This is a genomic window from Erythrobacter sp. HA7-11 (assembly GCF_055693605.1).
The window spans coordinates 1,523,164-1,549,494 of the sequence record NZ_JBVFUF010000002.1 but is presented as its reverse complement, the minus strand read 5'-3'; the positions used below and the strand labels follow the sequence as shown (position 1 = coordinate 1,549,494).

At 58.3% G+C, this 26,331-nt stretch carries 23 protein-coding genes and 1 pseudogene; 8 read left to right on the top strand and 16 right to left on the bottom strand.

Annotated features, from left to right (window positions below):
• Positions 1 to 56: 56 nt before the first annotated feature.
• On the bottom strand, positions 57 to 431 hold the full coding sequence (locus tag ACZ1GU_RS07995) for an NADH-quinone oxidoreductase subunit A (protein WP_472640909.1): 375 nt from the start codon (positions 429 to 431) through the stop codon (positions 57 to 59).
• A 160-nt stretch (positions 432 to 591) separates the two neighbouring features.
• The gene (locus ACZ1GU_RS07990; RefSeq protein WP_472647492.1) at positions 592 to 2,022 is read right to left on the bottom strand and encodes a coniferyl aldehyde dehydrogenase; all 1,431 of its coding nucleotides are present in this window, start codon (positions 2,020 to 2,022) and stop codon (positions 592 to 594) included.
• A 168-nt stretch (positions 2,023 to 2,190) separates the two neighbouring features.
• On the opposite strand from ACZ1GU_RS07990, the gene ACZ1GU_RS07985 reads away from it, so the two are divergent.
• Together ACZ1GU_RS07985 and ACZ1GU_RS07980 are read left to right on the top strand one after the other, a co-directional pair.
• Positions 2,191 to 3,387 (top strand): thiolase family protein, encoded by a 1,197-nt coding sequence (locus ACZ1GU_RS07985; RefSeq protein WP_472647491.1) that lies wholly within the window; start codon positions 2,191 to 2,193, stop codon positions 3,385 to 3,387.
• Positions 3,387 to 3,812 carry a hypothetical protein gene (locus ACZ1GU_RS07980; RefSeq protein WP_472647490.1) on the top strand — a complete coding sequence of 142 codons (426 nt, stop codon included), beginning with the start codon at positions 3,387 to 3,389 and terminating at the stop codon, positions 3,810 to 3,812. The genes ACZ1GU_RS07985 and ACZ1GU_RS07980 overlap by 1 nt, the downstream gene beginning before the upstream one ends.
• Here the strand turns inward: ACZ1GU_RS07980 and ACZ1GU_RS07975 are convergent, their stop codons facing one another.
• Positions 3,813 to 4,295: an SH3 domain-containing protein gene (locus ACZ1GU_RS07975; RefSeq protein ID WP_472647489.1), complete on the bottom strand. Its 483-nt coding sequence runs from the start codon at positions 4,293 to 4,295 to the stop codon at positions 3,813 to 3,815.
• A 157-nt stretch (positions 4,296 to 4,452) separates the two neighbouring features.
• On the opposite strand from ACZ1GU_RS07975, the gene ACZ1GU_RS07970 reads away from it, so the two are divergent.
• Positions 4,453 to 5,406 carry a 2-hydroxyacid dehydrogenase gene (locus tag ACZ1GU_RS07970; RefSeq protein WP_472648734.1) on the top strand — a complete coding sequence of 318 codons (954 nt, stop codon included), beginning with the start codon at positions 4,453 to 4,455 and terminating at the stop codon, positions 5,404 to 5,406.
• A 22-nt stretch (positions 5,407 to 5,428) separates the two neighbouring features.
• Complete coding sequence (locus ACZ1GU_RS07965) at positions 5,429 to 6,733, top strand: ammonium transporter (protein ID WP_472647488.1); 1,305 nt, start codon at positions 5,429 to 5,431, stop codon at positions 6,731 to 6,733.
• A gap of 32 nt (positions 6,734 to 6,765) precedes the next feature.
• Here ACZ1GU_RS07965 and ACZ1GU_RS07960 read toward each other — a convergent pair whose 3' ends face one another.
• The 9 genes and pseudogenes from ACZ1GU_RS07960 to ACZ1GU_RS07920 form a co-directional block, all read right to left on the bottom strand.
• A complete protein-coding gene (locus ACZ1GU_RS07960) occupies positions 6,766 to 7,854 on the bottom strand; it encodes a DUF7079 family protein (RefSeq protein ID WP_472647487.1) in 1,089 nt (362 codons plus the stop codon).
• Between the two features lie 13 nt (positions 7,855 to 7,867).
• Positions 7,868 to 8,323 (bottom strand): GNAT family N-acetyltransferase, encoded by a 456-nt coding sequence (locus tag ACZ1GU_RS07955; RefSeq protein WP_472648733.1) that lies wholly within the window; start codon positions 8,321 to 8,323, stop codon positions 7,868 to 7,870.
• A 13-nt stretch (positions 8,324 to 8,336) separates the two neighbouring features.
• Positions 8,337 to 9,137: an enoyl-ACP reductase FabI gene (locus ACZ1GU_RS07950; RefSeq protein WP_472647486.1), complete on the bottom strand. Its 801-nt coding sequence runs from the start codon at positions 9,135 to 9,137 to the stop codon at positions 8,337 to 8,339.
• Positions 9,138 to 9,168: 31 nt separating this feature from the next.
• Positions 9,169 to 10,398, bottom strand: a complete 1,230-nt coding sequence (locus ACZ1GU_RS07945) for a beta-ketoacyl-ACP synthase II (RefSeq protein WP_472647485.1) — start codon at positions 10,396 to 10,398, stop codon at positions 9,169 to 9,171.
• Between the two features lie 10 nt (positions 10,399 to 10,408).
• Positions 10,409 to 10,918 (bottom strand): bifunctional 3-hydroxydecanoyl-ACP dehydratase/trans-2-decenoyl-ACP isomerase, encoded by a 510-nt coding sequence (gene fabA / locus ACZ1GU_RS07940; protein ID WP_472647484.1) that lies wholly within the window; start codon positions 10,916 to 10,918, stop codon positions 10,409 to 10,411.
• A 145-nt stretch (positions 10,919 to 11,063) separates the two neighbouring features.
• Positions 11,064 to 11,762 (bottom strand): class I SAM-dependent methyltransferase, encoded by a 699-nt coding sequence (locus ACZ1GU_RS07935; RefSeq protein ID WP_472647483.1) that lies wholly within the window; start codon positions 11,760 to 11,762, stop codon positions 11,064 to 11,066.
• Positions 11,763 to 11,791: 29 nt separating this feature from the next.
• A complete protein-coding gene (prfB, locus tag ACZ1GU_RS07930) occupies positions 11,792 to 12,919 on the bottom strand; it encodes a peptide chain release factor 2 (RefSeq protein WP_472647482.1) in 1,128 nt (375 codons plus the stop codon).
• 116 nt (positions 12,920 to 13,035) lie between these two features.
• A pseudogene (locus ACZ1GU_RS07925) lies at positions 13,036 to 15,548 on the bottom strand (penicillin-binding protein 1A).
• A gap of 66 nt (positions 15,549 to 15,614) precedes the next feature.
• Complete coding sequence (locus ACZ1GU_RS07920; protein WP_472647481.1) at positions 15,615 to 16,499, bottom strand: N-acetylmuramoyl-L-alanine amidase family protein; 885 nt, start codon at positions 16,497 to 16,499, stop codon at positions 15,615 to 15,617.
• 443 nt (positions 16,500 to 16,942) lie between these two features.
• Here ACZ1GU_RS07920 and ACZ1GU_RS07915 point away from each other — a divergent pair, with 443 nt between their 5' ends.
• Positions 16,943 to 19,654, top strand: a complete 2,712-nt coding sequence (locus ACZ1GU_RS07915) for an Rne/Rng family ribonuclease (RefSeq protein ID WP_472647480.1) — start codon at positions 16,943 to 16,945, stop codon at positions 19,652 to 19,654.
• Positions 19,655 to 19,696: 42 nt separating this feature from the next.
• Here the strand turns inward: ACZ1GU_RS07915 and ACZ1GU_RS07910 are convergent, their stop codons facing one another.
• The 3 genes from ACZ1GU_RS07910 to ACZ1GU_RS07900 form a co-directional block, all read right to left on the bottom strand.
• The gene (locus ACZ1GU_RS07910; protein WP_472647479.1) at positions 19,697 to 20,695 is read right to left on the bottom strand and encodes a hypothetical protein; all 999 of its coding nucleotides are present in this window, start codon (positions 20,693 to 20,695) and stop codon (positions 19,697 to 19,699) included.
• Between the two features lie 43 nt (positions 20,696 to 20,738).
• Positions 20,739 to 21,374 (bottom strand): class I SAM-dependent methyltransferase, encoded by a 636-nt coding sequence (locus ACZ1GU_RS07905; RefSeq protein WP_472647477.1) that lies wholly within the window; start codon positions 21,372 to 21,374, stop codon positions 20,739 to 20,741.
• 85 nt (positions 21,375 to 21,459) lie between these two features.
• Positions 21,460 to 22,863, bottom strand: a complete 1,404-nt coding sequence (locus ACZ1GU_RS07900; RefSeq protein ID WP_472647476.1) for a hypothetical protein — start codon at positions 22,861 to 22,863, stop codon at positions 21,460 to 21,462.
• Positions 22,864 to 23,108: 245 nt separating this feature from the next.
• On the opposite strand from ACZ1GU_RS07900, the gene ACZ1GU_RS07895 reads away from it, so the two are divergent.
• The gene (locus ACZ1GU_RS07895; protein WP_472647475.1) at positions 23,109 to 24,128 is read left to right on the top strand and encodes a D-alanine--D-alanine ligase family protein; all 1,020 of its coding nucleotides are present in this window, start codon (positions 23,109 to 23,111) and stop codon (positions 24,126 to 24,128) included.
• Here ACZ1GU_RS07895 and ACZ1GU_RS07890 read toward each other — a convergent pair whose 3' ends face one another.
• Complete coding sequence (locus ACZ1GU_RS07890; RefSeq protein ID WP_472647474.1) at positions 24,129 to 24,863, bottom strand: SDR family NAD(P)-dependent oxidoreductase; 735 nt, start codon at positions 24,861 to 24,863, stop codon at positions 24,129 to 24,131. It abuts the gene before it with no gap.
• Positions 24,864 to 25,075: 212 nt separating this feature from the next.
• Here ACZ1GU_RS07890 and ACZ1GU_RS07885 point away from each other — a divergent pair, with 212 nt between their 5' ends.
• Positions 25,076 to 25,855, top strand: coding sequence for a succinate dehydrogenase iron-sulfur subunit (locus ACZ1GU_RS07885; RefSeq protein ID WP_472647473.1), 780 nt, complete (start codon positions 25,076 to 25,078; stop codon positions 25,853 to 25,855).
• Positions 25,856 to 25,859: 4 nt separating this feature from the next.
• Positions 25,860 to 26,330, top strand: a complete 471-nt coding sequence (locus tag ACZ1GU_RS07880) for a PaaI family thioesterase (RefSeq protein WP_472647472.1) — start codon at positions 25,860 to 25,862, stop codon at positions 26,328 to 26,330.
• Position 26,331: the final 1 nt, after the last annotated feature.

The window sequence follows — 26,331 nt, the reverse complement described above, 5'->3', positions numbered from 1 at the left end:
GGTCGCGCTGATCGGCGCAGTCGGCGGAGTGATAATCGTGTTGTTCGAAGGCGTGCTCATTCCCAGTCCAGAGCTCCCTTCTTCCATTCATAAGTAAGGCCGATGGCGAGAATGCCGAGAAAGGTCATCATTCCGATCCAGCCAACCCAGCCGGTTTCTCCAAGGCTCACGGCCCAAGGAAACAAAAACGCTGCTTCGAGATCGAAGATGATGAAGCTGATCGCGACCAGATAGAACCGCACATCGAATTGGCTGCGCGCGTCCTCAAATGCGGGAAAGCCGCACTCATACTCGCTGAGTTTTTCCGCGTCCGGGTTGTGCGCGCCAGTCAAGCGAGAAACGCCCATTGGCAGAAACACAAAAAGGCATGACAAGCCAAAGGCTATGGCGATGAAAATCAGTATCGGCAGATACTGGCTAAGGTCGACCACGATACGATCCAATTGGTGATTAATCCCACCGCGCGTCTAGGCGGGTCGCCGCCCCCACGCAAGGGCGCGAATCGGGCAAATCTGCGTATAAATGTTGCAGAAAATCGAAGAGAGTGAGGGAGGCGCTTGCGGACCGGTCCCCTTCACTCTTGTCTTGGCGCTATTTCATCATTTGTGCTGCGGCCTTTTCAGTCGCCTTTCCATAGGGCGGCTTGAACCCGCCAAGCTTGGCAATATCGATCTTTGGCTGGTGGTAGACCGCGCGGGCGTGGCTAAACTCTTTGAAGCCTTCGATCGCGTGATAGCTGCCCATGCCGGATGGCCCGACCCCGCCAAATGGCAGGTCTTCCATTGAGACGTGGAAGATCACATCGTTGGTCGTCACTCCGCCCGAGATGGTTCGTGTCAGCACGCGCTCCTGCTCGTCCTTGTTTTCGCCAAAGTAGTAGAGCCCCAGCGGGCGATCATGTTCGTTCACATAATCGATCGCGTGATCGACCGTCTTGTAAGTCTTTACCGGCAGGACGGGGCCAAAGATCTCTTCCTGCATCGCCTCCATATCCTCGTTCACGTTTTTGAGGATCGTCAGCGGCATTTTGCGCTGGTTGGCGTTGGCAAAGTCTTCATTGCCGGGATTGACCTCTATCACCTCTGCGCCCTTCTCTCGCGCATCAGCGACCATTCCTTGAAGTCGCTCAAAATGGCGGTCCGAGACAATTGAGGCGTAATCGTCATTCTCGAGCAGGGTCGGGTAGAGGTTTGCGACGCCGTCTGAAACGCCCTGAACAGCCTCGTCTTCCTTGTCTTGAGGGACAAACATGTAGTCTGGCGACAGGCAAATCTGACCGGCATTCATCATTTTACCAAGTGCAATGCGCTCACCCGCTTTGGCAAAGTCGGCGCTCTTCCCCATGATAACAGGGGATTTTCCGCCAAGTTCGAGTGTCACCGGAACAAGATTTTTCGCTGCGGCTTCCATTACTCTGCGGCCCGTAGCGGTGGAGCCAGTAAAAACGAGGTGATCGAACTTCAATTCGGTAAAGGCAGCGGCGACCTCTGGCCCGCCGGTGACTACGGCGACTTCATCTGCGGTGAAGTATTCTTCGACCAATTCAGCCATCAGCATAGACGTGCGCTCGGTGAATTCGCTCGGCTTGATCATCGCTCGATTGCCTGCCGCCAGCACCTGCATCAGCGGTGCGAAAGCGAGATTTACCGGAAAATTCCAGGGGCTGAGGATGCCGATTACGCCTTTGGGTTCATAGCGAACTTCGGCCTTTGCACCCAGCAGGCCAAGAGGGAATTGAACAGGACGTTTTTCCGGCTTTGCCCACTTGTCCATATTCTTGAGCGCGTGCTTGCCAGCTCCAACCGTCCCGGCAATGTCGGTGAGCATCGACTGCTCCATCGCGCGGTTGCCGAAGTCGGCGCTCATCGCCTTGCAAAGGTTTTCGCCGTGATCTTTGAGCAGCGCCATGGCTCGCTTGATACGGTCCTTGCGCATGTTCATACTTTCAGGACGCGACGCGGTGAAAGCCTCCCTCTGCCGCTTAAGAATTGCTTCTAGCTCTGGTTTGCGATTGTCGGCCATGCGTCTCTCCCGAAGGCAATTGGTTTCGATTTAACACTCTTGTCGCGAAAAAGTGCCCTGCTGACAAGCGGCGAAGCTTCGCATACGCATTCCGATTGCCAATGCCGCAGCGCAACATTACATCGCCTCACAGACACTCACTAGACCTCTCTCAAGGAGCCCCCACCCATGGCCCAGTTCTCCGCTAACGATCCGATCGTCATCCTTTCATACGCACGAACGCCGATGGGCGGGATGCAGGGCGCGCTGGCGGATGTCTCTGCGACCGATTTGGGCGCGACGGCGGTGAAGGCGGCGGTGGAGCGCTCGGGCGTGAGCGGCGAAGACTTCGACCGCGCTTACATGGGCTGCGTTTTGCCAGCTGGCTTGGGTCAAGCCCCTGCCCGTCAGGCCGCGATCAAGGCTGGTCTGCCCAAAACAGTGCAAGCGACCACCGTGAACAAAGTCTGCGGCTCAGGCATGCAGACCGTGATCATGGGCAGTGAGGCGCTTGCATCGGGCACTATCGACATGGTGGTCGCTGGCGGCATGGAGAGCATGACCAACGCGCCCTATTTGCTCAAAAAGCACCGCTCTGGCGCGCGCCTGGGCCACGATACGACCTATGACCATATGTTCTTGGACGGGCTCGAAGACGCCTATGAGGAAGGCCGCGCGATGGGAACTTTCGCGCAGGATACGGCGAACGATTACCAGATGACCCGCGAGGAAATGGACGATTATTCCATTGAGAGCCTGCGCCGTGCCAATGCTGCAATTGAAAGCGGCGCGTTTGCTGATGAAGTCGTGCCGGTCACGGTCAAGACCCGCAAGGGCGATGTCGTGGTTGAGAATGACGAAGCGCCGGGCAAAGGTCGCCCTGACAAGATCCCTCAACTGCGTCCTGCCTTTGCCAAAGACGGTACGATTACCGCTGCGACATCCAGTTCAATTTCGGATGGGGCAGCAGCCGTCGTTCTGACCCGCGAAAGCGTTGCGAAGGAAAAAGGCGCGACCCCGGTTGCGAAGATTGTCGCTATGGCTGCCCATGCGCGTGAGCCAAAGGATTTCACCGTCGCTCCAATCGGTGCGATTGAGAAAGTCCTCGCCAACGCGGGCTGGACGACTGACGACGTCGAATTGTGGGAAGTGAACGAGGCGTTTGCCTGCGTCGCTATGTTCGCGATGCGCGACCTTGGCATCCCACATGAAAAGATCAACGTGAATGGCGGAGGCACGGCGCTCGGTCACCCGATTGGTGCGAGCGGCACGCGGATTATCGTCACGCTCCTCAATGCGCTTAAGAAGCAGGGCAAGACCAAGGGTGTAGCCAGCCTTTGCATCGGCGGCGGCGAAGCGACGGCAGTAGCGGTCGAAATCGTGTGATGCGCAAAGCCGCACTTTTGTTGCCGATGGTTGTGGTTCTAGCAGCGTGCAGCCAGTCGGCCGATAGCGAAGGTGCGCCCTCGCCTGATGCGTCAGACGCAGCTGCCTCGAGCGAGGCAGTGGATGAGCCGGGTTTTGAGATGAAGCCCGGCCTCTATGCCATCACCAGCGAAGGAATGATATTGGCGAAGACACGGCTAGATCCCGACTTCAGCTATGTTGATCTCAATCGCGAAAATGTCAGAGTTGGCGGCGGGATTTGGGAGGCCGACGGCGCGTCGTTCTGCTTTAATCCGCGCGGCGAGGATGGTGAAGAGCGCGAAAAAAGATGCTGGGACAATGGCCAGACCGGCGAAGATGGTTCTTTCACAACCACGCTGAGCGATGGCACCGAACAATATGTGATCGTGCCGCTCTCCGAATAATTACGGCTCGCCCGGACCCCATAGGCGTTCCCTCAAAACCCAACCGGTTCTGCCTGCAATATCAATCTCGCACCAGCCAGCTTCACACTTGCCGAGCGCGCCGACATTGCCGGGCTGCGCCTTCCAGCGCAGGGCAGACGATGCGCTGGCACTGGCGCGCAAATCAACTGGCCCCTCCCCGATGATCAGAGCTGTGCGATTGGCGCTGAGCAGACTGGAGACGACCCAGCCCTGGTCCCCGTTCGGATCCTCGATCAAGCGCCAACCTTCGCGAAGGCGAATGACTTTCACCGGCAATCCCTTGCGCTTGTAGACCCAATCGATCGGGTAATCGCGGCTCGGCCCGACGCGCATGTTCACTTTCTCGGAATCGATCGACGCCCAATAAGGCGTGGTACGATCCTGCGCGCCCGCTGGCCCGCCAAACGGTGACGCCACAAATGCAAATGCAACAATCAGAAAGCTGAAGAAAATCCGCGCCATGATGCGTCATTCTATAGCTTGGCTGGGCGCATATCTTCAAGCATGCTTGACCACCCAGCCCACAAGCCACTAGCGCGGGGTTTATGGCGAGTGATACGCAGCAATCGAACCGGTACGTACCGCAAGCGAACTGAAAGTGGTCGTGACCCGGCAGCTGATGCCTTCGGTCGAAGCGCGCATGGGCGAGATGTTCGACTGCTCGCTCAATCAAGACGACAAGCCGATGGATCGAGAGGCATTGGTCGCAGCAATGAAGAGTGCGCACGTTCTTGTGCCAACCGTCACGGATCGGATTGATGCGGAGATGATTGCACAGGCGAGCGACCACCTTGGCTTGATCGCCAATTTTGGTGCTGGCACAGAGCATATCGATCTGGCCGCTGCTGCCGAACGAAAGATCATCGTCACCAATACCCCGGGCGTCTTCACCGATGACACCGCTGATATCGCGATGGCCGGGATCATCGGCGTCCCGCGCCGCATTCGCGAGGGCACCGCCCTCGTAAGACGCGGTGAGTGGACTGGATGGGCGCCGTCTGGACTGCTCGGTCGCAAACTGGGCGGAAAGGTGCTCGGCATTGTCGGCATGGGCCGCATCGGCCAAGCGGTCGCGCACCGCGCCAGGGCTTTCGGCCTTGAGATCGCCTATCACAATCGCAAGCGCCTGCCCGAAGCGGTCGAAAAGATGTTTGGGGCGCGCTTTGTAGAACAGCTCGACGACTTGCTGGCCGAGGCGGATATCGTCACGCTACACAGCCCGTTGACCGATGCCACGCGAAATATGCTGGATGCGCGTCGGTTCGGCCAGATGAAGCCGGGTGCGAGCATTATCAACACCGCGCGCGGCGAGTTGATCGACCAAGAGGCTTTGATCGAGGCGCTTTATAGCGGCCATCTCGCGGGAGCCGGGCTCGATGTCTATCCTGACGAGCCGCATGTCGATGAGCGACTGCTCAAGCATCCGAACGTGATGACGTTGCCGCATATTGGCAGCGCGACCGCCGAAGGGCGCGAGGCTTCGGGTGAAAAAGTGATCGCCAATATCCGCTTTTGGGTGGATGGGCATCGCCCGCCTGACCAAGTGCTCGAAGCGTTGATCGCTGCGAATTAATCGGAAGCGCCAGGGGGACACAATGAGACGGCTTTTACGTGCTTTGGCTGCGGTTTTGGCAGCCATTTCTGTCCCCGCTCTCGCGCAGGATGGCGGCCAAACCATTGCGAGCGATACGGGCGATACGGCATGGATCCTCGCGTCCTCGGCCCTCGTCCTGATGATGACGCTTCCCGGCCTGGCATTGTTCTATGGCGGTTTGGTTCGTGCGAAGAACCTCCTTTCGGTCGTGCTGCAGTGCGGAGCAATTGCCGCAGCAACCTCGGTTCTGTGGGTGGCAGTCGGTTACACTTTGGCATTCGGGCAGGTGACGAATGGCTGGATCGGCGGCGGCAACGCGCTGATGCTCGGTGACCTCGGCACATTGCGCCCCGGTACGGCCATTCCCGAAAGCACTTTCGCGCTGTTCCAGATGACCTTCGCGGTCATTACCCCTGCCCTGATGGTTGGCGCTTGGGTGGAGCGTGCACGCTTTGCTTGGGTGCTGGCCTTCAGCGCGCTGTGGGGGCTGATCGTCTATGCACCCGTCGCACACTGGCTGTGGGGCGGCGGATGGCTAGCCACAAGCTTCGGCACGCTCGATTTTGCAGGAGGTCTCGTCGTGCATACGACTGCGGGTGTGTCGGCGCTTCTGATCGCCCTGCTCCTTGGCAAAAGAGACGGTTTTCCAAAGAAGCCCATGCTGCCCAATGCACCTGCGCTGACGATGGTGGGGGCAGCTCTGCTATGGGTGGGTTGGTTCGGCTTCAACGGCGGATCGGCGCTTGGCGCGAATGACAATGCCTCTAGCGCGATCATCAACACGCATCTAGCGGCCAGCGCCGCTGCGCTCACCTGGCTGCTGATCGAGAAACTGCAATTGGGGAAGCCCACGACGATCGGGTGGGCGACAGGCGCGATTGCTGGCCTTGCCACGATCACGCCAGCGGCGGTGTTTGTATCACCGGGCGCGGCGATGCTGCTCGGACTGCTCGGATCGCTGGTTTGCTACGGCGCGATCCATCTCATCAAGCTGCGCTGGCATATCGACGATTCGCTCGACGTGTTCGCGGTGCACGGCGTTGGTGGTCTGCTCGGCACGCTGCTGCTCGCAATCTTCCTCGCACCGGAACTGGGCGGAACCGGCTACTTCGAAGGCATGAGCATGGGCAGCCAATTGGTCGCTCAGCTGACCGGAATCGGCGCTGTCGCCCTGTGGAGCGCAGTCGGAACCGTCATCATTGCATTGATGGTTTCAGTCGTATTTCCGATGCGGGTCGAGCGAGAGCACGAGATTGAAGGTCTGGACGTCACCAGCCACGGCGAGCACGCGTGGGATATGGACTGAAGGATATGGCTTGGGGCGCGCCTTAGCTTGCCTTAGAGCGCGTCTAGAGCGCGGCTTATCTTGATCCATTCGTTCTTCACATGGTCGCGCATAACGATGCGAGGCCGTGCTTGTGTTTCGGCTGACTTGCGGCAAGCCATCACACGCTCGGCGACGAACTCTTCAGGCCAGCCAGCCCATTCTCCAGCGGGACTGAGCAGATTGTACGAGAAGGCAGGCTCTACCTCTGCCCGATAGATCGTCTCCAGCTCTTCCTTCGTATAACCCGCCTCCGCGATCAGTTCCGCAATGTTGTGGTAGTTATGATCGTCAAGCTCGGTGTCGAGGAATGTATCAGACAGCGCCGACCACACGGGCAAACGGCGCGCAATCTCTTTATCGGTGAGAGCGGGGAGCCGAGCCACCGCCAGAGCGGAAGGCGTGCCATCGCGCAATTCTTCGCGCAGTACATCGAGCACTTCGGCGACCGCCCGGCGGGACGAACCAAGCTCGAAATGCTTATATGGCAGCTCCACGCGCAGGTCGGATTGCAACTGTGTGCCGGAAGCGCATTCGGGGGCGACGATCCCATCCCGTGTTGACCAGATTGCTATTGTGCGCATTGGCGGCTTGAGTGCGAGATCATGCTCGAACGGCGGCTTGTCGACGGGATGATCGTTGATCAGCTCATACAATCGCCAAGCGTTGTTCGCTCTTCGGTCGCCGGAAAACGGGGCGCCCAGCGTGACGGCGAGCGAGATATGCTGCGGCATTCGGTGCGCGAGCAGCCGCGTGAACATTCCGCCTAGGCTCCAGCCCATCAGGATCACCGCTTGGCCCGTTTGGTCCGCGAGATCAGCAATCCGTGCCTCAACAGCCTCAAGACGTTTTTGAGTGACCTTGGCATTGAGCGACTGTCCCCAGCCATGAGCCTGAAACCCAGCTTCATTGAGCGAGGATCGCAGCAGGCTGGTGGAACGATCACCGGACAACATCCCGGGCAGAACCATGACAGGGCGCGAATTGCCAAATGGCTCCGCTTGCACAGGCTTGCGCAAAGGTGCTGCGAGAACTTTCGGCAATGCCAGCAACTCGCCCGCCCAAAGGGACAATCTTGGCGCTTCAGCTTTTTCGACGCTCATCGAGCCAACCTCATCAATCGAGTGTTAGCTCGTAAAATCGGTTGTCGCCATTGTCTTCATAGCCCGCGAACGGTGCGGTCTCGGTGAAGCCAAAGCTGCGATAAAGGCCATTAGCGGCGTCAAAGGCCGAGCTGATACCGGTCTCGAGTTTGACATGGGTGAACCCCGCAGAGCGGGCTGCGTCGAGGAGATGGGCCAGTAGCCTTTTGCCAGCGCCCTTCCCCCGCGCCTGAGCGGTCGTTCGCATCGATTTGATCTCGGCAAAATTATCATGGGACCGCAGGGCTGCGACGCCAAGCAAATTTCCGCCGTCCCACGCACCGAACAGTTGAATGTCATCGGCGTTCAAGCGATCAATGTCGAAAGCATAGGCTGTTCCGGGAGGTGAAACAGCAAGCATGTCGCGGTGGTGAAACTCGAGCAGATCGCGAACCGAAGCATCGGTAAGACTGGTCTGTTCGATCGGCATACGCGTCACAGACTTACAGATTCTCGTGCTGTGGCATGCCCAGAACGTGGAAACCGCCATCCACGCGGATGATTTCGCCGGTGGTGCAAGCCCCTGCGTCAGAGCAGAGGTAGACCGCTGTGCCGCCTACGGCTTCCAAAGTCGCATTCGCGCGCAAGGGAGCGTTGGCCTCGGTGTGCTTCCAGGTCTTGCGGGCACCGCCAATAGCAGAGCCAGCGAGCGTTTTCATCGGGCCAGGGCTGACCGCGTTGACGCGAATGCCTTCAGGACCGAGATCATCGGCAAGATAACGCACCGACGCTTCCAAAGCGGCCTTTGCTACGCCCATCACATTGTAATTCGGCGTGACGCGGTTCGAGCCCATATAGCTGAGCGTAATCAAGGTGCCGCCATGCTCGACCATCATCGGATGCGCGCGCCGCGCAACTTCGATGAAGCTGTAGGCGGAGATATCCATCGAGTTCTTGAAGTTCTCGCGCGTGGTGTTGAGGATGCGGCCCGTCAACTCCGATTTATCGGAAAAAGCTATGGCGTGGATCAAAAAGTCAAGCCTGCCCCATCGCTCTTGCAATGCACTAAAAGCGGCATCGAGCGACGCATCATCGGTCACATCGACGTCGAGCATGAAATCCGAGCCGACGCTTTCGGCCAGTGGGGCAAGCCGTTTACCAAACGCGTCCCCTTGATAGGTAAAGGCCAGTTCCGCGCCCGCCTCAGCGCAGGCTTTGGCGATTCCCCAGGCGATCGACCGATCATTGGCTACGCCCATGACGAGGCCGCGTTTTCCTGCGAGTGCGCCTGTATTCTCTGACATTTTCACATTCCCTCACCAAATGCGTGAAAATCTATCCGTGAAATTTGGAAAGCAGCATCGAACCATTGGTGCCGCCAAACCCAAAGCTATTGGTCATAACCGTATCAAGCCCGGCATTTTCGACGAGCTGCGTCGCGATCTCTTCCGGTTTCAATGCCGGGTCGAGCGTTTCCACATTGATCGACGGGATGATGAAGTCGTGCTCCAAGGCGAGAAGGCAATAGATTGCTTCCTGCGCGCCGGTTGCGCCCTGGCTATGCCCGGTCATCGATTTGGTCGAGCTGACCGGCGGTGTTGATCCATCACCAAAGACACGGCGCACTGCCTCGATCTCACCGACATCACCGACCGGTGTCGAAGTGCCGTGCGCGTTGATGTAGCTGACTTTGCGATCTTCGCTCAGCGACTTGAGCGCTCCGCGCATCGCTCGTTCACCGCCCTCGCCCGATGGCGCGACCATGTCGGCACCGTCAGAAGTGGCTGCAAACCCAGTGACTTCAGCGTAGATTTTCGCGCCGCGCGCCTGCGCATGTTCAAGCGCTTCGAGCACCACGATGGCTCCGCCGCCGCCGATCACAAACCCATCGCGATCAGCGTCAAAGGCCCGCGAGGCGCGCTCTGGCGTGTCGTTATACTTGCTCGACATCGCGCCCATCGCGTCGAACAGGCACGACAGCGTCCAGTCGAGTTCTTCGCCGCCACCGCCGAACATCACGTCCTGTTGGCCAAGCGCGATTTGCTGTGCGGCCATACCGATGCAATGCAGCGAGGTAGAACAAGCCGAAGTGATCGAGAAGTTCACGCCCTTGATCTGATAGGCTGTCGCAAGGTTCGCGCTGACCGTTGAAGACATGGTCTTGGGCACAGCAAACGGGCCAATGCGCTTGGTCGCGCCGGTCTTGAGCACCGTTTGATGCGCTGTCAGCATGGCCGAGGTCGAAGGGCCGCCAGAGCCAGCGATCACCCCGGTCATAGGGTTTATGACGTCCTTTTCTTCCAGGCCCGCATCGGCAATCGCCTGCCCCATCGCGATATGGGCATAGGCCGCGCCCGGTCCCATGAAACGCAGAGTCCGCTTGTCGACATGTTCGGCGACATCCAGGTCAACCGCGCCCGCGATCTGCGAGCGGAAGCCATGCTCGGCCATGTCCTCATTGAAAGTGATACCCGATTTGCCCGCTTTGAGCGCGGACAGCACTTCTTCGGCATTATTGCCAATCGAGGAGACGATCCCCAGTCCAGTTACGACGACGCGACGCATAATCCCCACTTCACGCCTCTGAGAGCGCGACTTTCATATCTTTCACTTGATAGATGACTTCGCCATCGGCTTCGACGCGGCCATCGGCCACACCCATCGTCAGACGTCGGGTCTGCACAGCCTTGGTGAAATCAACAAAATATTTCAGCATTTTGCGATCAGGGCGCACCATGCCTGTCAGCTTCACTTCGCCGACACCCAGAGCGTAACCGCGACCTTTCCAACCGCGCCAACCGAGATTGAATCCGGTCAGCTGCCACAAGCCATCAAGCCCTAGGCAGCCTGGCATGATCGGGTTGCCGGGAAAGTGACAGTCGAAGAACCAAAGGTCTGGCTTGATATCGAACTCAGCCACCACATGGCCCTTGCCATGCTCGCCGCCATCACCGGAAATGTCGGTGATCCGGTCCATCATCAACATGGGTGGTTCGGGCAATTGCGCATTGCCGGGGCCGAACAACTCACCGCGCGCGCATTTCAGCAAATCATCGCGGTCAAAGCTGGTTGGAAAATCTGTCATCCCCGGCGGTACTCCTGCCCTTTTGCCCCTTAGGTTGAGGCAGCGACTAGCACCGCGCATTCCCTATGGAAAGGGCGCAGGGACGGTTAGTTGGTTACGGAATGCAGTTTTGTCTTTCCGACGGATATTGCGCCTGAACAGGCTGCTAGTCGGCCCTTGCGGAGAGGCTGCAAGGAGTGATTTTATTTGGCTCAGGACGCCTTTCAGCGCGCTCAAACCGAGCAAAATATCCTTTTATATCAGGTTTCTCGATGAACTCCATCAGACGATATCCGGCTGCACTGAATTCGCAGAAAAGGAGCTTGGGCGGAATCCCGTGTCGGTCTGTCGGTCGATCCGCGTCGACCACGATCACCTGACCGTTCTCGGCCAGAGCGGGCCATAGACGCCACAAAAAGGCATAAGGCTCACTCACCTCGTGATACATGTGAACGAGAAAAATCCGGTCAAAACTGGCCGGTGGCAATTGCGGATCATCAACCTGACCGAGCTTGATCGAAATATTCTCAAGCCGTTCATTCTCGACCCGGCGACCAATCCGCTCCAGAGCATCGCGATCAATGTCCTGCGCGAGAACGCGGCCCGCCTCACCAACGCGGTCGGCCAAGCGAACGGTATAGTAGCCCTCGCCTGCGCCGATATCGGCGACGGTCATTCCCTCGGTGATATTGGCAAGATCCATCACCTTTTGCGCTTCGCCGCGTCGGTCGCGCGCGTCTTCGTTGGAAAACTGGTTTGAGGTGATGGTCGACACTGGACGGTCGGGCAGCGGGAATTCGAGCGCTGTTTCCGGGCGGCCTTTATTGTCCGCCGCAGGTTTGCACCCCGCGACAAGCGCGAGCATAGCAAACGATCCCACCAACAGCCGCATGACTATTCGACGTCCTCGACTTCGACCGTCTCTCCCGTCACACGCTGAGCCAGCGCAGCAGAAATATACGGATCAAGCGCGCCATCGAGGACATCGTCAGGCGAGGATGAGGTTACGCCTGTGCGCAGGTCCTTGACCATCTGATAGGGTTGCAAGACGTACGAGCGGATCTGGTGACCCCATCCGATCTCGCTTTTCTCCTGATATTCCCCGCTGGCTGCCGCCTCGCGCTCGGCCATCTCACGCTCGAAAAGGCGCGCCTTGAGCATGTTCAACGCCGTTGCGCGGTTCTTGTGCTGGCTGCGGTCGTTTTGGCTAGCAACCACGATCCCGGTGGGCTGGTGCGTGATCCGCACCGCGCTGTCGGTTGTGTTGACGTGCTGACCGCCTGCACCCGATGCGCGATACGTGTCGATCTTCAGATCACCCTCGTTGATCTCGACCTCAAAGTCGTCGTCGATGACTGGATAGACCCAGACCGAGCTGAATGATGTGTGGCGCCGTGCAGAGCTGTCATAGGGGCTAATGCGGACAAGGCGGTGCACGCCGCTTTCCGTCTTGGCATAGCCATAGGCATTTTCGCCTTTGATATGCAGCGTTGCAGATTTAATCCCAGCAGCATCGCCGGCCTGATATTCAACCGTTTCGACCTTATAGCCGCGCCGCTCGGCCCAGCGCGCATACATGCGCAAGAGCATCTCTGCCCAATCCTGACTTTCAGTGCCACCCGCCCCTGCGTGTATTTCCAGGTAGGTGTCGTTGGCGTCCGCTTCCCCTGAAAGCAGCGCCTGCACCTTGTCGGCGTCAGCGCGGTCGGCGAGCTTTTCGAGCGATTTGAGACCATCATTGATGATATCTTCCTCACCCTCGGCTTCGCCCATTTCGATGAACTCAATCGCATCAGCCATTTCAGACGAAATGTCGCGCACTGTGTTCACTGCCGTCTCGAGCGTTTTCTGCTCCCGGCTAACGCTTTGCGCCTCCTTCGGATTGTCCCACAGGCTCGGATCCTGCACGCGCGCGTTGAGCTCGTCGAGACGGCGCAACGCGCTATCCCAATCGAGTGATTGTCGCACCAATCCCAAGGCCGCTTCAATCCGGTCAATGTGAGCTTGCGCTTCAGCGCGCATGGAAATTCCTTTGGTGTTTCAACTTGACGCCATCGATTAGCGGGCGAGTGATAATTGTAAAGTTCGCGAGTTCGTGGATCGCAGCACGGGGGCGACTGCCTGGCGGTCAAGTCACGCTAATATAGCCCGCCCTGATCCTCGACGAAATCCTCTGGCTGCCCATCGTTTGTTTCGGTCTCTGCCGAGCTTGTTCGATTGCGGGCTGACCTGATCAACGCAAGAATCTCGTCACGCTTCGCTTTGATCTGGTCGAGGCGGGTTGCGCGATCCGGTTCGGTGTCGGGTTTGAACGCCTCCCATATGACAGCGGATTTCTTATCTGCAGTGGGCCAGCCATCCAAGACGCGTTTTCCGGTGACGCGGTCGACTCTGACCATGCGAACCCCGCAGGTGCGATTGCGGGCAAATCGGACCATTGGTCTCGCGATTCCTGAATCAGTGTTTTGATAATCGGAGCAGCAATAGTCCCGCCTTGTGCGTAGCCACCCATATTGCGGGGCTGGTCAAACCCGACATAAGCGCCGGCGACAATCTGTTGAGTGCCCCCCACGAACCACACGTCTTTCGGTCCCGTGGTTGTACCGGTCTTGCCGAACAGCGGCAGGCCGAGGTCATTCAATACAGTTGCCGTGCCCCGTTCGACCACACCGCGCAACATATGCATCGTCTGGAAAGCGGTTCGCGCATCCATCGCTTGCTCGCCCTTAAGTCCAAAGCGCGGCATCGCCTTGCCATCCCACTGAGCCATATTGCAGCCGGTGCATTTGCGCTTGTCAGCTCGCCATATGACCTTGCCGTTGCGGTCCTGAATGTAGTCGATGACAGTGGGCTGGTTTAGCCGTCCGTGATTGGCAAGAGCGCCATAGGCGGCGACGAGCTTTTGCACGGTCGTTTCTTCAGAGCCGAGAGACGTCGCTGCGTAGGGATCCGGGTCATCGCTGATCCCAAGCCGCTCGATCGTGTTCACAACATTGTCCATGCCAGCCTGAATGCCGATCTGGACGGTCATGATGTTTTGCGATTGCTCAAGCCCGTAACGCATCGGGAATTCGCCCGCGCGCCCGCCACGGATGCACTTCTCGCCCAAATTGCGTCCCTGATAATAGCAGAAGCGCGAGTTATCGATTTGCGTCGATGGTGTCATGCCATTGTCGAGCCCGGTGGCATAAACAAACGGTTTGATGGTCGAGCCTGGCTGACGCATCGCTTGTGTCGCGCGATTGAAGTCGGACACGCGGTAATCAAACCCGCCCTGCATCGCGAAGATGCGCCCGTATTGTGCGCTTTGGACGACCAGTCCGCCTTGCGCGCTGGGGATTGTGCGAACCCGAAAACCATTGCCGCTTGGTTGAGCGACTATCACGTTACCAGCCTTCAATGCATTAGGTAGACCGGTAAGCGGCTTTTCTTCCCCGTCTGAAAAACCAATCGTCGCAGAGCTGCCCGATCGCTGGGTGACAACTCCGACGCGCCAGTTTTCGAAATTGATTGCAAGGTTCGAACTGCGCAACTGGCTCGCCCACGGCCCGTCGTCAAAATCGATTGTCGCGATCGGTCCGGTCCAGCCGCGATTTCCGTGGTATCGTTGAAGGCCTTTGCGCAAGGCCGTCCGCGCGGCGTCTTGCATCTCAGGATCAAGCGAAGTGCGCACCCACAGACCACCTGCGTATACGCTGTTCTCGCCATCTTCGGCGTTCTCGCCAAACCGCTCGATAAGCTCGCGGCGCACCTCTTCGAGGAAATAGCCCGCATCAACCGAGCGCTGGCTGCGTTGGCGCACTAGCCCAAGCGGCTGCGCTTTTGCTGCGCTTTCTTCTTCAGCGGTGATGAAGCCGTTTTCTTCCATCTGGCCGAGCACGAAATTGCGCCGCTCGATGGCGAGTTCTTCATTGGCAGATCGGCCATAGCGCTCGGGCGCTTTCGGCAAGATCGCGAGGAATGCCATTTCATGCAATTCAAGTGCGCCAACGTCCTTATCGAAATAGGCGCGCGCAGCTGCTTGCACTCCGAAACTGCGGCGGCCCAGCGGAATTTCGTTGAGATAGAGTTCGAGTATTTCCTCTTTGCTCATCACCCCTTCGATGCGGCTTGCAAGGATCATCTCCTTGAGCTTGCGCGTGACCGAATATTCGTCACCAAGCAGGAGGTTTTTCGCCACCTGCTGAGTGATGGTCGAGCCGCCGACGGCGCGCTCTCCAGAGCCGTATTTGCGAATGTAGTCGAACACCGCATTCGCGGTGCCGGTGAGATCGACGCCGCCGTGCGAGAAAAAGGTTTTATCCTCAGCCGACAGATATGCCTCGACCAGCCTTTCAGGAAAATCGGGATATTGCAGCTGCACCCGCCGCTCTCGGGCGTAGGAATGCACAATCTCACCATCAATTCCGCGTACTACAGTGGGCAGCGGGGTCTGGTAGTCGACGAGGCTTTCCGCATCGGGAAGATCACGTGCAAGGAACGTCCACGCAGCCACCCAGACCAGCAGGCCGAGAATGACCGCCGCCGCACCCAGCTTGAACAGCCAGCTCGAACGCCACTTTTGAGAAAACCAAGCGCCCACCGCGCTGAGGTCGCGCCCCACACGATAGCGAAAATATTCCAAGGTCGATTGTTCGGTCGTTTCGGTCATGATTGCATCTACGTTTAGCACGTCAGATTTGACGCGCTAGCGGCTTTCAACTGATTTTCCGATGAATTAGCGCTCTGCTCTTCGCGCGAAGTAAATCCGGATCGCGTCCGCGAGCACGCCAGCGTAAACCGCCTGCCCTTCTGGCGTGGTCAAGCGCGCGCTATCGGTTTGGTTGGTGACAAAGCCGCTCTCGAACAAGATCGACGGAACATCAGGCGCGCGCAGAACTGCAAGCGCCGCCGACCGGCGAGGTTGACTCACAAAGGGAAGCGCGCCCTCGCCCTCCCGAATGATAAGGCCTGAAAGGTCCGCGGAATCTTCTTGCGTCGCCTGCTGCGAAAGCTCGACCAATATTGCGCTGACCTCTTCGCTTTGCCCGTCGATCTGGATGCCGTTCACGCGGTCCGCGTCGTTCTCACGCGCAGCAAAACGCGCTGCGGCTTCGCTCGATGCCTCGGATGAGAGTGTATAGACGCTCGCGCCCGACACATCATTGCCCTCACCGGCGGAATCGGCATGGATCGACACAAACAGGTCCGCACCCAGTTGTCGGGCAATTTCCAGCCGGTCGGCGAGCGGCAGGATGACATCGGTTGAGCGTGTCAGCGCGACACGGATACCGCCCTCGGCGAGCAGTTGATCACGCAAGGCGAGTGCGATTGCGAGGGTAATGTCCTTTTCCTGTACGCGGGACCCATCGGCTGCACGGCCAACTGCGCCGGGATCGCGCCCTCCGTGACCTGCATCAATCACCACCAGCGGTCGATCGGCGTCTTCAGGACCGAGAACGTCAGGCAGCGCAACCGGCCCGTCCTCGCCCCACAATTGGATGCGCTGCACATAATCGCGGCCCCATTCGGGCACAGGAATAGTCGTGCCCGTCGCAACCGCGCCGCCGATAACAAACACTGGGAGGAGCAGCACCAGCAAGAGAAGTGTTCTGAGCGACATTGTGTACACCGCTTAGAATGATGACGCATTACAACGCAATATGGTTGCGGCATGCAACCCACGGTGCTAGCGAAGCTTTGACGAAAAATGCTGCGTACAGCCAAGCTTAGGCAGGCGACTCAGAGTTTTTCAAGGTTTGGCCTCGATAGAGATCTTTATTGTGGCCCATTTACAGGTTGATGCAGTGACGAGTTCCTTCTCCTCGCAAATCCAGTCGCAGCGCACCGCGCTGGCGATGGAGCATGCGGGGCCAAGCGCGGAAACAATCCGCAGGCTCGCTTCAGCAGACACATTCATCCCATCGCGCGAAGGAATCGCGCGGCAATTCATTAAATCGATCAGCCAATCTCGCCTCCATCGGGGAGCCGGACCGGCTGTTTCACCCTACAAATTGCGCTTCAATGGCCGGCGGAAAGCCGCATTAAGCGCGTGGAGACAACACAATGGCAACGCGCATGCTAATCGATGCGCGCCACTCGGAAGAGACCCGGGTGGCGGTACTAAAAGGCAACCGGATTGAGGAGTTCGACTTTGAATCTGCCGAACACAAGCAGATCAAAGGCAATATCTATTTAGCGAAGGTTACGAGGGTTGAACCCTCATTGCAGGCGGCATTCGTCGATTTCGGTGGGAATCGTCATGGCTTCCTCGCCTTCAACGAAATCCATCCGGATTATTATCAAATCCCGCAGGATGATCGCGAGCGGCTGCTCGCGGAAGAAGCGGAAGCTGCCGAGGAAGAGGCACGCCTTCGCGCCGAAGAGGAAGAAGAAGGCATTGCACCTGGCGACGAATATGACGCCGAGGACGAGTCCGCTGAAGCTCTCGCCGAAGACCTTGCCGAAGACGGCATGGAAGAGATCGACACCTCTGAAAAAGATAAAGTCGCCACCATCGAAGAAGGCAATGTCGAAGGCGACACCGACGACGATGATGACGATGATGACGATGATGATGATGACGATGAAGACGAAGCGTCGGACGATGAAGATGGCGAAAAGTCGGATGATGATGCGGAAGATGACAAACCTCGCCGTGGCCGCCGCCGGGGTCGTGGTCGCCGTCGCCAAGGCGGAAAAGGTGATCCGAAAAAGGGCCGTAGCCGTGCAAAGCAGGTAGACGAAGTTCGCGCCAAGCGTATGGCACTGCGTCGTCGCTACAAAATTCAGGATGTGATCCAGCGTCGCCAGGTAATTCTGGTGCAGGTCGTGAAGGAAGAGCGCGGCAATAAGGGCGCTGCTCTTACATCCTATTTGAGCCTCGCTGGCCGTTACACCGTTTTGATGCCGAACAGCTCACATGGTGGCGGGATCAGCCGCAAGATCAGCTCGGCTTCTGATCGCAAGCGTTTGAAGCAGGTCGTCTCCGATCTCAAATTGCCCAAGACAATGGGCTTGATCGTCCGCACCGCCGGGATCAGCCGCACGAAGACCGAGATCAAGCGCGACTTCGATTACCTCGCCCGACTGTGGGACGAAATCCGGCAAAAGACGCTCTCTTCGACCGCGCCATCCTTGGTGCACTCGGACAGCGATCTCATCAAACGCGCGATCCGTGACATCTACAATCGCGAAATTGAGGAAGTCATCGTCGAAGGCGAAGACGGATACAAATCCGCCAAGAGCTTCATGAAGATGTTGATGCCCAGCCACGCGCGGCGGGTGAAGGCTTATTCCGATCCGGTTCCGTTGTTCCAGCGCTATGGCGCCGAGGATCAATTGCGCGCGATGTACGATCCGGTCGTGCAGCTCAAATCGGGCGGCTATCTGGTCATCAATCCGACCGAGGCGTTGGTGTCGATCGACATTAACTCGGGCCGATCGACCAAAGAGCACGGCATCGAGCAGACGGCTGTTGCCACCAACCTCGAGGCGGCGCGAGAAATTGCTCGCCAGTTGCGCTTGCGCGATATGGCCGGTCTCGTTGTGATCGACTTCATCGACATGGAATACAATTCCAACGTCCGTAAAGTCGAAAAGGCGATGAAAGAAGCCTTGAAGACTGACCGGGCTCGCATCCAGGTGGGCCGCATTTCAGGCTTTGGCCTGATGGAAATGAGCCGCCAGCGCCTGCGCACCGGCGTGCTCGAGGCGACCACTCGCGAATGCCCGCATTGTGATGGCACGGGCCTTGTCCGCACGGCCTCGTCCGCTGGTCTTTCGGCTCTGCGTCTGATCGAAGACGAAGCAGCCAAGGGCAAAGGCACGCTCATCCGGCTGTCGGCCAGCACAGAAGCGGCGGTTTACCTGCTCAACGCCAAGCGTTCGGATCTTGCTGAGATCGAAGATCGTTACAACGTGTCGGTTGAAGTCACGCCGGAAGGGGAAGACGAAGGCGCGAAGATGAGTGTCGCCAGTGCTGGCCCACGTCCTTCCGAAGCGCCCAAATTCGAGCCAATCATCGATGAAGACGATGATGATGACGTGGTTCAAGACGATTATGGCGAAGACGACGACGATCAACCCAAGAAGAAACGTCGTCGCCGTCGCCGCGGTGGTCGTGGTCGCAACAAGAAGCGCGATGAAGACGGGGCGGCCAATGATGATGGCGCAAGCGATGAGAGCCGCGATGAGTCAAACGATGACGATGATGGCGAGGACAAGCCGAAGAAGCGTCGGCGTCGTGGTGGACGTGGTCGTCGGAAGAAATCCGATGATGCGGCAGCAGCTGAGGGTGCAGAAAATCTCGAAGAGGTAGCCGAACAGGTCAAGGAAGACATGCCGGTGGTGGCCGGTCCGGATGATGCACCTGAGACCGCTGGCGCGATGGCGGCCGAAGGCGAGGAAAAGTCTCCGGAAGAAAAGCCCAAACGGAAGCGTGCGCCTCGCAAGAAAAAGGCGGACGTTGAAGCAGCTGAGGGTCAAAAGGCTGAAGCTCCAGCGGAAGAGGCTGCTGCGGAAGAAAAACCAAAGCGAAAGCGTGCGAGTCGGGCCAAGAAACCTGCTGCCGAAGAAGCAGAGAGCGCTGCGGAAGCGGAAGAGAAGCCTGCCGAAAAGCCAAAGCGGACGCGCAAGGCGCCTGCCAAGAAGGCTCCCGCTAAAAAGACGGCTGCCAAGGCTGCCGCTCCTGACGAAGATGCTAGCCAACAGGCGGAATCGAGCGAGGATGGCGGCAAGCCCAAGCGCGGTTGGTGGCAGCGCACCTTCGGCGAATAAGTGGAGAGGCGCGGCGGCGATATCCTGCCGCCGCTCCTGACCTCAAGGCATTGGCAGGGGCTCTCGGCTCAGAGTTGGAGGAGTGGGAAGTGATTTCCAATCTTCTGACTGAGCTTTCTTATATTCACGTTCAGCCAAGGCGAGCTGCTCAGCGCAAAATGTGCGGTAGGGGAGCACGTGATCTGTATCAGGGGCTCGATCGGAAATGCGGCCTTGCAGCGCTTCAGGCCAAGTGGCGCCCTTTATAACGCAAACGGCGTGAACGGCATTCGCATCGAATGTCCTGAATGCGGCGACGCTTCCATCTGAAAGGACGAAGAAGCCTTTTGCTTTCCCGATCTGCGTTTGCGCCGGCTGCGTGATTCCCAGGTGAGCGGCGACCATGCCTAGAATATCTACGCGTTCGCCGCGCTCGTAATCCTTGGTGAGCACGTCCACCTCGACACCGCTTTGAAATTCGTCAGTGGCGTAAAGTCGGTATGGTTGGGGAGAAAATTCGCGTGTGAGGCTGGAATGCAAGGAGCCTTCCGATAGATTGAGCGCATCTGTCCCGCACTTGCTTTCGATCAGCACCGCGAAGAGCAGCCGGTAATGCCGCAGCTCAATACCGCTTGGCATCGCATCCGGATTGAAGGTGATGATGCAAACATCAAGACTATCCTTGTCCGCTGCAAACGTCTCGGGCGCTTCGATCAGCGCGACATACACTGATTGCTGCGGCGATAACCGTCCGAATGCCCACCAAGATTGCTGCGAAAGCTCAATGCCAGCAACCAAGGTTGTCTGTTCGGCCCCCTTGAACCCAAGCTGCTCTTCACGCTGATCGAGCAGATGCTTCAGGGTTTCGCGCATAGCGCCATGCCGTTCCCATCTTGCATCGGCCCGCTCGAACGGGCTCGCGTCATCATCCAGGGGCCATTCTGGCAACGCAAGTGTGATGGCCTCAACCGTCACCGCATCGCTCAGAGACGGATTAGCCTGCGCGCATGACGCAAATGAGGCTGTGAACACCGCTGCGAACAGAATAGAAATGTGCCTCATAAACAGCTGTATTAGCGGCCAATCCTTATGAAGTTCTAACCGGTCAAAGCCCCGGTTTGCGGGCCACTCCCCACTCGTTCCAGGCCGCGAAGCGCGGCGCCTTCGGCAGGTATCCCTGTCCGTGCGGCTCCACGTCAAACCCCGCTGAGCGCAGCGCCGAGCCGATCGGGCGTGTCAAATGGCAACCGCCGGCCAGCTTCTTCCAAACGGGTTCGATCCGGTCCTGCCATTTCGCGACATTGGCGTCGGGCGCGCGTCCATGCTCGAGAAAGATGAGCTGACCACCTGGTTTAAGAATGCGCCGCATCTCGGCCATGGTCTTCGCAGGGTCTTCAACCGTGCACAAAGTGAAGGTGCAAACCACACAATCGAATTGACGGTCGGGAAAAGGAATAGCCTCCCCCACCCCTTCCTGGATGTCTGCTTTCCAGCCCTTAGCTTCTGCCTCGGCGCGGGCCCGGTCGAGCAGTCCCACATGCGGGTCTATTCCGGAAAAGCTGCTGACCGCTGCAGGGTCATAGAATTGCTGATTGAGTCCGCCGCCGCAGCCGAGCTCAAACACGTCTCCGCGCGCCAAAGGCACGACCATCGAACGGCGTTTCATGACTTGCCCCTGTCCACAGGCATAGCCCACCAGACGCGGCATGATATGCGCATCGTACCATTGTTGAATTCCCATCGGCTCCCTCCACAGACCGACCAGAATTCCAGAGTGTAGCGCGCAATTCCAGAATGCCAACTGTTAGAATTGCGGCAGCCTGCGATCAGACGCTGGCGAAGGTCTTGATACGCAGCATTTCCGCGATTTGTGTGAGGTCCCTTGCCAATTCCTGAGCCAGCTCATCTTCACCCAATTCGGCCCAAGCGCTCAAGATCGGCATAGAAAGCCCGATCCTCAACGTTCCACCCCACTGGCCGTCGATGCGCACGCATTTGACTGGCTGACCCAGTCGGATACCGTCAAAAGCCATCGCCCTGTGGAGTTCCACAGCGTCGTCGAAACTCGTCGCACCTGGTAAGGTGCTGACGTCCAAAGTGATAAGCGTGCGCATTTCTATCGGGCGGTCACCGGTGCCGCCATCAGAATCGAGATTAGGAGCAACCCGCTTGATTCCGAGCGGATCGATCAAATGGCGCTCTACACCTTGCTCAAAGGCGGAAATCATTGTTTCGATGTGATCGAGCGGAATGCGCTGAAATCGCTCCAGCTCAAACACCGCGGCTTCGAGCCTCAAGGCGAGCGATAAATTTTCGCCGCTGGGGAGCATCCCTGCCCCTGGCCAATCCGGCGGAAATTCGGCTCGGCTGAAGAGTGTCGCAAAGCCATCTGGAAGAGTCGATGCCATTACCGCGATAGAGCTCGGGATGATGGCAAAGCCGTTAAACGGGGGCGCTCCCATGAATTTGGAGCCTGTCATTAGGATGATGCACCCGCGTGCGACATATTCAGCGATCGCGTGACTTGTGATGCGTGCCTGGCATGCATCGATCACCAGCGTAAATTGGCCGGGATAGGCATCGCGTAGGCGATCGAGGTCGGACAGTTCGGGCAAGACAAGCCCTGTCTTTGATCCATGAACCACATGGACCAGCGCGTGCTTGTGCTCGGCGATCGCGAGCTCGATCTCGCGCGCGAGACTGTCTGCAATTTCTTTGCTCGAACACGCCATTCCTTGCGGGCAGCGCACCGGCACATCGACCAGAGAAATCGTCCCGCAGCCTTCAACGTCTGTCTTCGGTTCGGAAGGCAGACCCAAGGCGGTGAATTGCGCGAAATAGCGTCCGTGGGCCGAGTGGATGCAGCCGCTGCCAATTTCATCAGCCCCAAGAAGCACGTTGTGAATGCCGCCGACCGCGCGCCCGCGAACCGCAGCAAGCGCGACATATTCTAGGTCCGTACCCGATGCTGCGAAAACAATGCGGGTTTGCTCGGGCAGGTCGTAAGCAGATTGAATTCGCGCGCGCAGTCCGTCCAATCGCTGCGAGTACGATCGCTCCTTCCGTGCCTCAAAGTCTTCACGCAAATGCGCAAACGCTTTTGGCGAAATGTCGCTCACCGTTGAGGAAGAATACGCAATGATATCGCGCGGATATGGCGCGGAGTAATATTTGTTGAGCCCGCCCTCGCCGGTCAGGCTGATGCGTTCATCGCCGCCAGAAGACAGCAAATGAACAAGCGCATCGCACGTTTCATCCCTGATCAGATCGTGAGCAGGCCGATTGTATGTGATCTCAAAAATTTTCCGTCCGTCCCTTGCAACCCCACGCAACCCTCGGTCGCTATATTGCCGATCGGCTCAGTTGAAAAGATATGGCCTGGCAGGGCGAAGCTCTCACAGGACAAGTTTTGCACTGGCGTATCGGTCGCATCGTCCGTAAATGCGCGGCGAAGCTTGAACTATGGGCAGGAAATATGACCGACAGCCTCACCCCAATGCGCATTCCAGGCGATGTTAAGGCGCACGCGCACATCCTCTTTCTGGCGAAGAATGCCTTGTGGGAGGGCGAGATCCACCCGGAGGATGGCAACCACGCGCTCTATCATCGCGAAATGCGCGAAGTGCTTGAAGGGCTTGGCCTGAAGCTGACGATCAGCCAGACATTCGACATTCTGTTCGACCCGCCAAAGGACGTCGATTTCGTGTTTCCGCTGCTGAACCGCGCAGGCTTTTTCAATTCGGAAATGCTTGTTCCGTTGCTGTGTGAGCGCGCTGGCATTCCCTATCTTGGCGCCAATCCGATCCTGCGCGGCCTATCGGACGACAAGCACCTCGCCAAGCGTTCTGCGCGCGATGCCGGCGTGCCGACCGCGCCGTGGGCGTGCTATCGCAAGGGCGCTCCGATTACCGAGGACAAGTGTCCGCAGGCGCAGCGCTATGTGATCAAGCCCAACAATTCCTCCGCCAGTTGGGGCGTGGGCGATGCGCGCGATTGGAATGGCGTGAAAGAGGCAGTGGAGCGCATTCACAACGATCCCGCCAATGGCGGGCAGGATGCGATCGTCGAACCGTTCCTCGATGGCAGCGATGTCGAAGTGCCGGTGGTAACGATCAATGGCGAGCCGCAAATCCTGCCGATGATGATTTTTCGTCAGGCTGACCCGTCGCACCTGCGCACCTATCAGGAAAAGCGCGATCTGGTCGACCGCAGTCAGAAATACTCGCTCGATCACTTCCAGCATCCTGAAATGGAAGCACAAATCGCCGAGCTGACTCGCAAGGTCTGGGACGAATACCGCCCGTTTGATTATGGCCGGTTCGAATTCCGCGTGAACGAGGAGACGGGCGAGATCGCGTTTCTGGAGCTGAATCTCAATTGCAATCTGTGGTCGCAAAAGGTGTTTGGCCGCGCGGCGGAGCTTGCGGGTTGGACGCAAGAGGACTTGATCGAAACGATTGTCGCCGAAGGGCTAAGACGGCATAGTATTGGCTGATCAAGCAGGCACTTCCTTGCCCGCAAAGTCGAACACTTTGCCGCTTTCATCCGGTGTCAGCGCACCCAAAACCTCAAGCAAATTGCCCGCAGCCTCATTCGGCCCGGTCAGTTGCCCATCCGGCAGGTTCGACTGAAACGGTTTTGACAGCTCGCTATCCACCGTCCCCGGATGCAGGCCAGCGACCACAGCCTCGGGATGCGTGCGGCCAAGCTCCAGCGCGAAGTTCTTGAGCAGCATATTGAGCGCGGCTTTCGACGCGCGATACGAATGCCAGCCCCCCAGCCCGTTGTCGCTGATCGACCCCACGCGCGCGGAAAGGGCCGCGAAGACAGAGCGCCCTTCCCTCGGGAATAGCGGCAACACATGTTTGGCGATGATCGCGGGGCCAATCGTGTTGAGCGACAGGACTTGCGCCATCGCCACCGGATCAAGCCGTTTGTAGGTCCGCTCTGGCCCCGTGCCATCGGCCAACGTCAGCACGCCTGTTGCAACGATCACCATTCGCGGTGGATCATCGCGCATGGTCTTGGCGGCATCCGCGATGCTCGTTTCATCTTCCAGATCGAATGCAAACGGGGTGATGTTCGCACCTTTAGGCTCCTCGCCCGCACGCGACCCTGCGTACACCCGCTCACATCCCTGTTCGGCCAGCTTTTCGCACAGAGCGCGGCCAATCCCGCCAGTGCTGCCAAACACCGCTGCGGTGCGCGGGAATTTTCCTACTTTACTCATGCACGCTAGAGCGAGCGGATGGGCACAAGGTTCCGAAAATCAGCCACTTTTTAGGGCTCTGAACCGTGTAACATGCGGTCCATGTCTCTCCCGGCTAGAGGCAAGCCTGCGCCTGATGCAACGCTCATGCACACAATCGCATCATGGGCTCCCTTGCCTCGTGCGGCCAAGACGTTAGATAGGTCGCAACACGAAACGGGATAACGATACCAATGGCGACGTTCACGCTTCCAAAGAACTCCAAGATCAGCAAGCAGGGCAAGGTGCACAAGGCCGACGGTGGTCGCACCAAGTCGTTCAAGATCTATCGCTATGACCCAGATAGTGGCGCGAACCCGCGCTATGACAAGTTCGAGTTGGACTTGGACAATTGTGGTCCAATGGTCCTCGACGCCCTGTTCAAGATCAAGAACGACGTTGATCCGACGCTGACCTTCCGCCGTTCCTGCCGCGAGGGGATTTGCGGCTCTTGCGCGATGAACATGAATGGCAAGAACGGCCTTGCCTGCACGACCGCGATCGAAGACCTGAAGGGTGAGATCCGCATCACGCCTCTGCCGCATATGGATGTGATCAAGGATCTGGTGCCGGACTTCACGCACTTTTACGCGCAATACGCCTCGATCCGTCCGTGGTTGCAAACCGTCAGCCCGACGCCTTCGGGCAAGGAGCGACTGCAGTCGCCAGAGCAGCGCGAGCAGTTGAACGGCCTCTATGAGTGCATCCTGTGCGCGTGCTGTTCGACTTCGTGCCCGTCATACTGGTGGAATTCGGACAAGTTCTTGGGCCCAGCGATCCTGCTGCAAGCCTATCGCTGGCTCGCCGACAGCCGTGACGAGATGACCGGTGAGCGTCTCGATCAGCTGGAGGATCCGTTCCGCCTTTATCGTTGCCACACGATCATGAATTGCGCGAATGTCTGCCCGAAAGGTCTCTCGCCTGCGAAAGCGATCGCTGAGACCAAGAAGATGATGGCCGAACGCGAAATCTAAGCCTGTGGCCCGTCTAAGCGAGCTGTCGGACGACGTATTCGAGCATGCGCCAGATCCCGAAAATCCGGGCTGGAACCACTGGAATCTGAAAGACGAGACGCTGTTCAACGGCGCGGTGATGGGCAAGCTCATCACCCGGGCTGAGGGGGACAAGTGCCGCCTTCGCATGTTTCCGGAGCGCCGGCACGAGAACCTGCAGGGCATCATCCACGGCGCGGTAACGTTGAGCCTGATCGACATTTCGATGTTCACCACCATGCACGTCGTCGGCACGGGTAATGCTGGGCCTTCGGTGACGCTGGAATTATCGACACAGTTCGTCGGTGGCGGCGACCCGAAACGACCGCTCGATGCGGTGACGGAGATCGTGCGCGAAACGGGCAAACTGCTGTTCGTGCGCGGACAAGTCGTGCAGGAAGAAGATGTCGTCGCGAGCTATTCCGGCATTGTGCGCAAGATGAGCGTCCGGGCCTGAA

Excerpts from the sequence above, each read along its gene's own strand:
- ACZ1GU_RS07990 (WP_472647492.1), bottom strand. The coding sequence starts at position 2,022 with ATGGCCGACAATCGCAAACCAGAGCTAGAAGCAATTCTTAAGCGGCAG.
- ACZ1GU_RS07985 (WP_472647491.1), top strand. The coding sequence starts at position 2,191 with ATGGCCCAGTTCTCCGCTAACGATCCGATCGTCATCCTTTCATACGCA.
- ACZ1GU_RS07980 (WP_472647490.1), top strand. The coding sequence starts at position 3,387 with ATGCGCAAAGCCGCACTTTTGTTGCCGATGGTTGTGGTTCTAGCAGCG.
- ACZ1GU_RS07975 (WP_472647489.1), bottom strand. The coding sequence starts at position 4,295 with ATGGCGCGGATTTTCTTCAGCTTTCTGATTGTTGCATTTGCATTTGTG.
- ACZ1GU_RS07970 (WP_472648734.1), top strand. The coding sequence starts at position 4,453 with ATGCCTTCGGTCGAAGCGCGCATGGGCGAGATGTTCGACTGCTCGCTC.
- ACZ1GU_RS07965 (WP_472647488.1), top strand. The coding sequence starts at position 5,429 with ATGAGACGGCTTTTACGTGCTTTGGCTGCGGTTTTGGCAGCCATTTCT.
- ACZ1GU_RS07960 (WP_472647487.1), bottom strand. The coding sequence starts at position 7,854 with ATGAGCGTCGAAAAAGCTGAAGCGCCAAGATTGTCCCTTTGGGCGGGC.
- ACZ1GU_RS07955 (WP_472648733.1), bottom strand. The coding sequence starts at position 8,323 with ATGCCGATCGAACAGACCAGTCTTACCGATGCTTCGGTTCGCGATCTG.
- ACZ1GU_RS07950 (WP_472647486.1), bottom strand. The coding sequence starts at position 9,137 with ATGTCAGAGAATACAGGCGCACTCGCAGGAAAACGCGGCCTCGTCATG.
- ACZ1GU_RS07945 (WP_472647485.1), bottom strand. The coding sequence starts at position 10,398 with ATGCGTCGCGTCGTCGTAACTGGACTGGGGATCGTCTCCTCGATTGGC.
- fabA (WP_472647484.1), bottom strand. The coding sequence starts at position 10,918 with ATGACAGATTTTCCAACCAGCTTTGACCGCGATGATTTGCTGAAATGC.
- ACZ1GU_RS07935 (WP_472647483.1), bottom strand. The coding sequence starts at position 11,762 with ATGCTCGCGCTTGTCGCGGGGTGCAAACCTGCGGCGGACAATAAAGGC.
- prfB (WP_472647482.1), bottom strand. The coding sequence starts at position 12,919 with ATGCGCGCTGAAGCGCAAGCTCACATTGACCGGATTGAAGCGGCCTTG.
- ACZ1GU_RS07920 (WP_472647481.1), bottom strand. The coding sequence starts at position 16,499 with ATGTCGCTCAGAACACTTCTCTTGCTGGTGCTGCTCCTCCCAGTGTTT.
- ACZ1GU_RS07915 (WP_472647480.1), top strand. The coding sequence starts at position 16,943 with ATGGCAACGCGCATGCTAATCGATGCGCGCCACTCGGAAGAGACCCGG.
- ACZ1GU_RS07910 (WP_472647479.1), bottom strand. The coding sequence starts at position 20,695 with ATGAGGCACATTTCTATTCTGTTCGCAGCGGTGTTCACAGCCTCATTT.
- ACZ1GU_RS07905 (WP_472647477.1), bottom strand. The coding sequence starts at position 21,374 with ATGGGAATTCAACAATGGTACGATGCGCATATCATGCCGCGTCTGGTG.
- ACZ1GU_RS07895 (WP_472647475.1), top strand. The coding sequence starts at position 23,109 with ATGACCGACAGCCTCACCCCAATGCGCATTCCAGGCGATGTTAAGGCG.
- ACZ1GU_RS07890 (WP_472647474.1), bottom strand. The coding sequence starts at position 24,863 with ATGAGTAAAGTAGGAAAATTCCCGCGCACCGCAGCGGTGTTTGGCAGC.
- ACZ1GU_RS07885 (WP_472647473.1), top strand. The coding sequence starts at position 25,076 with ATGGCGACGTTCACGCTTCCAAAGAACTCCAAGATCAGCAAGCAGGGC.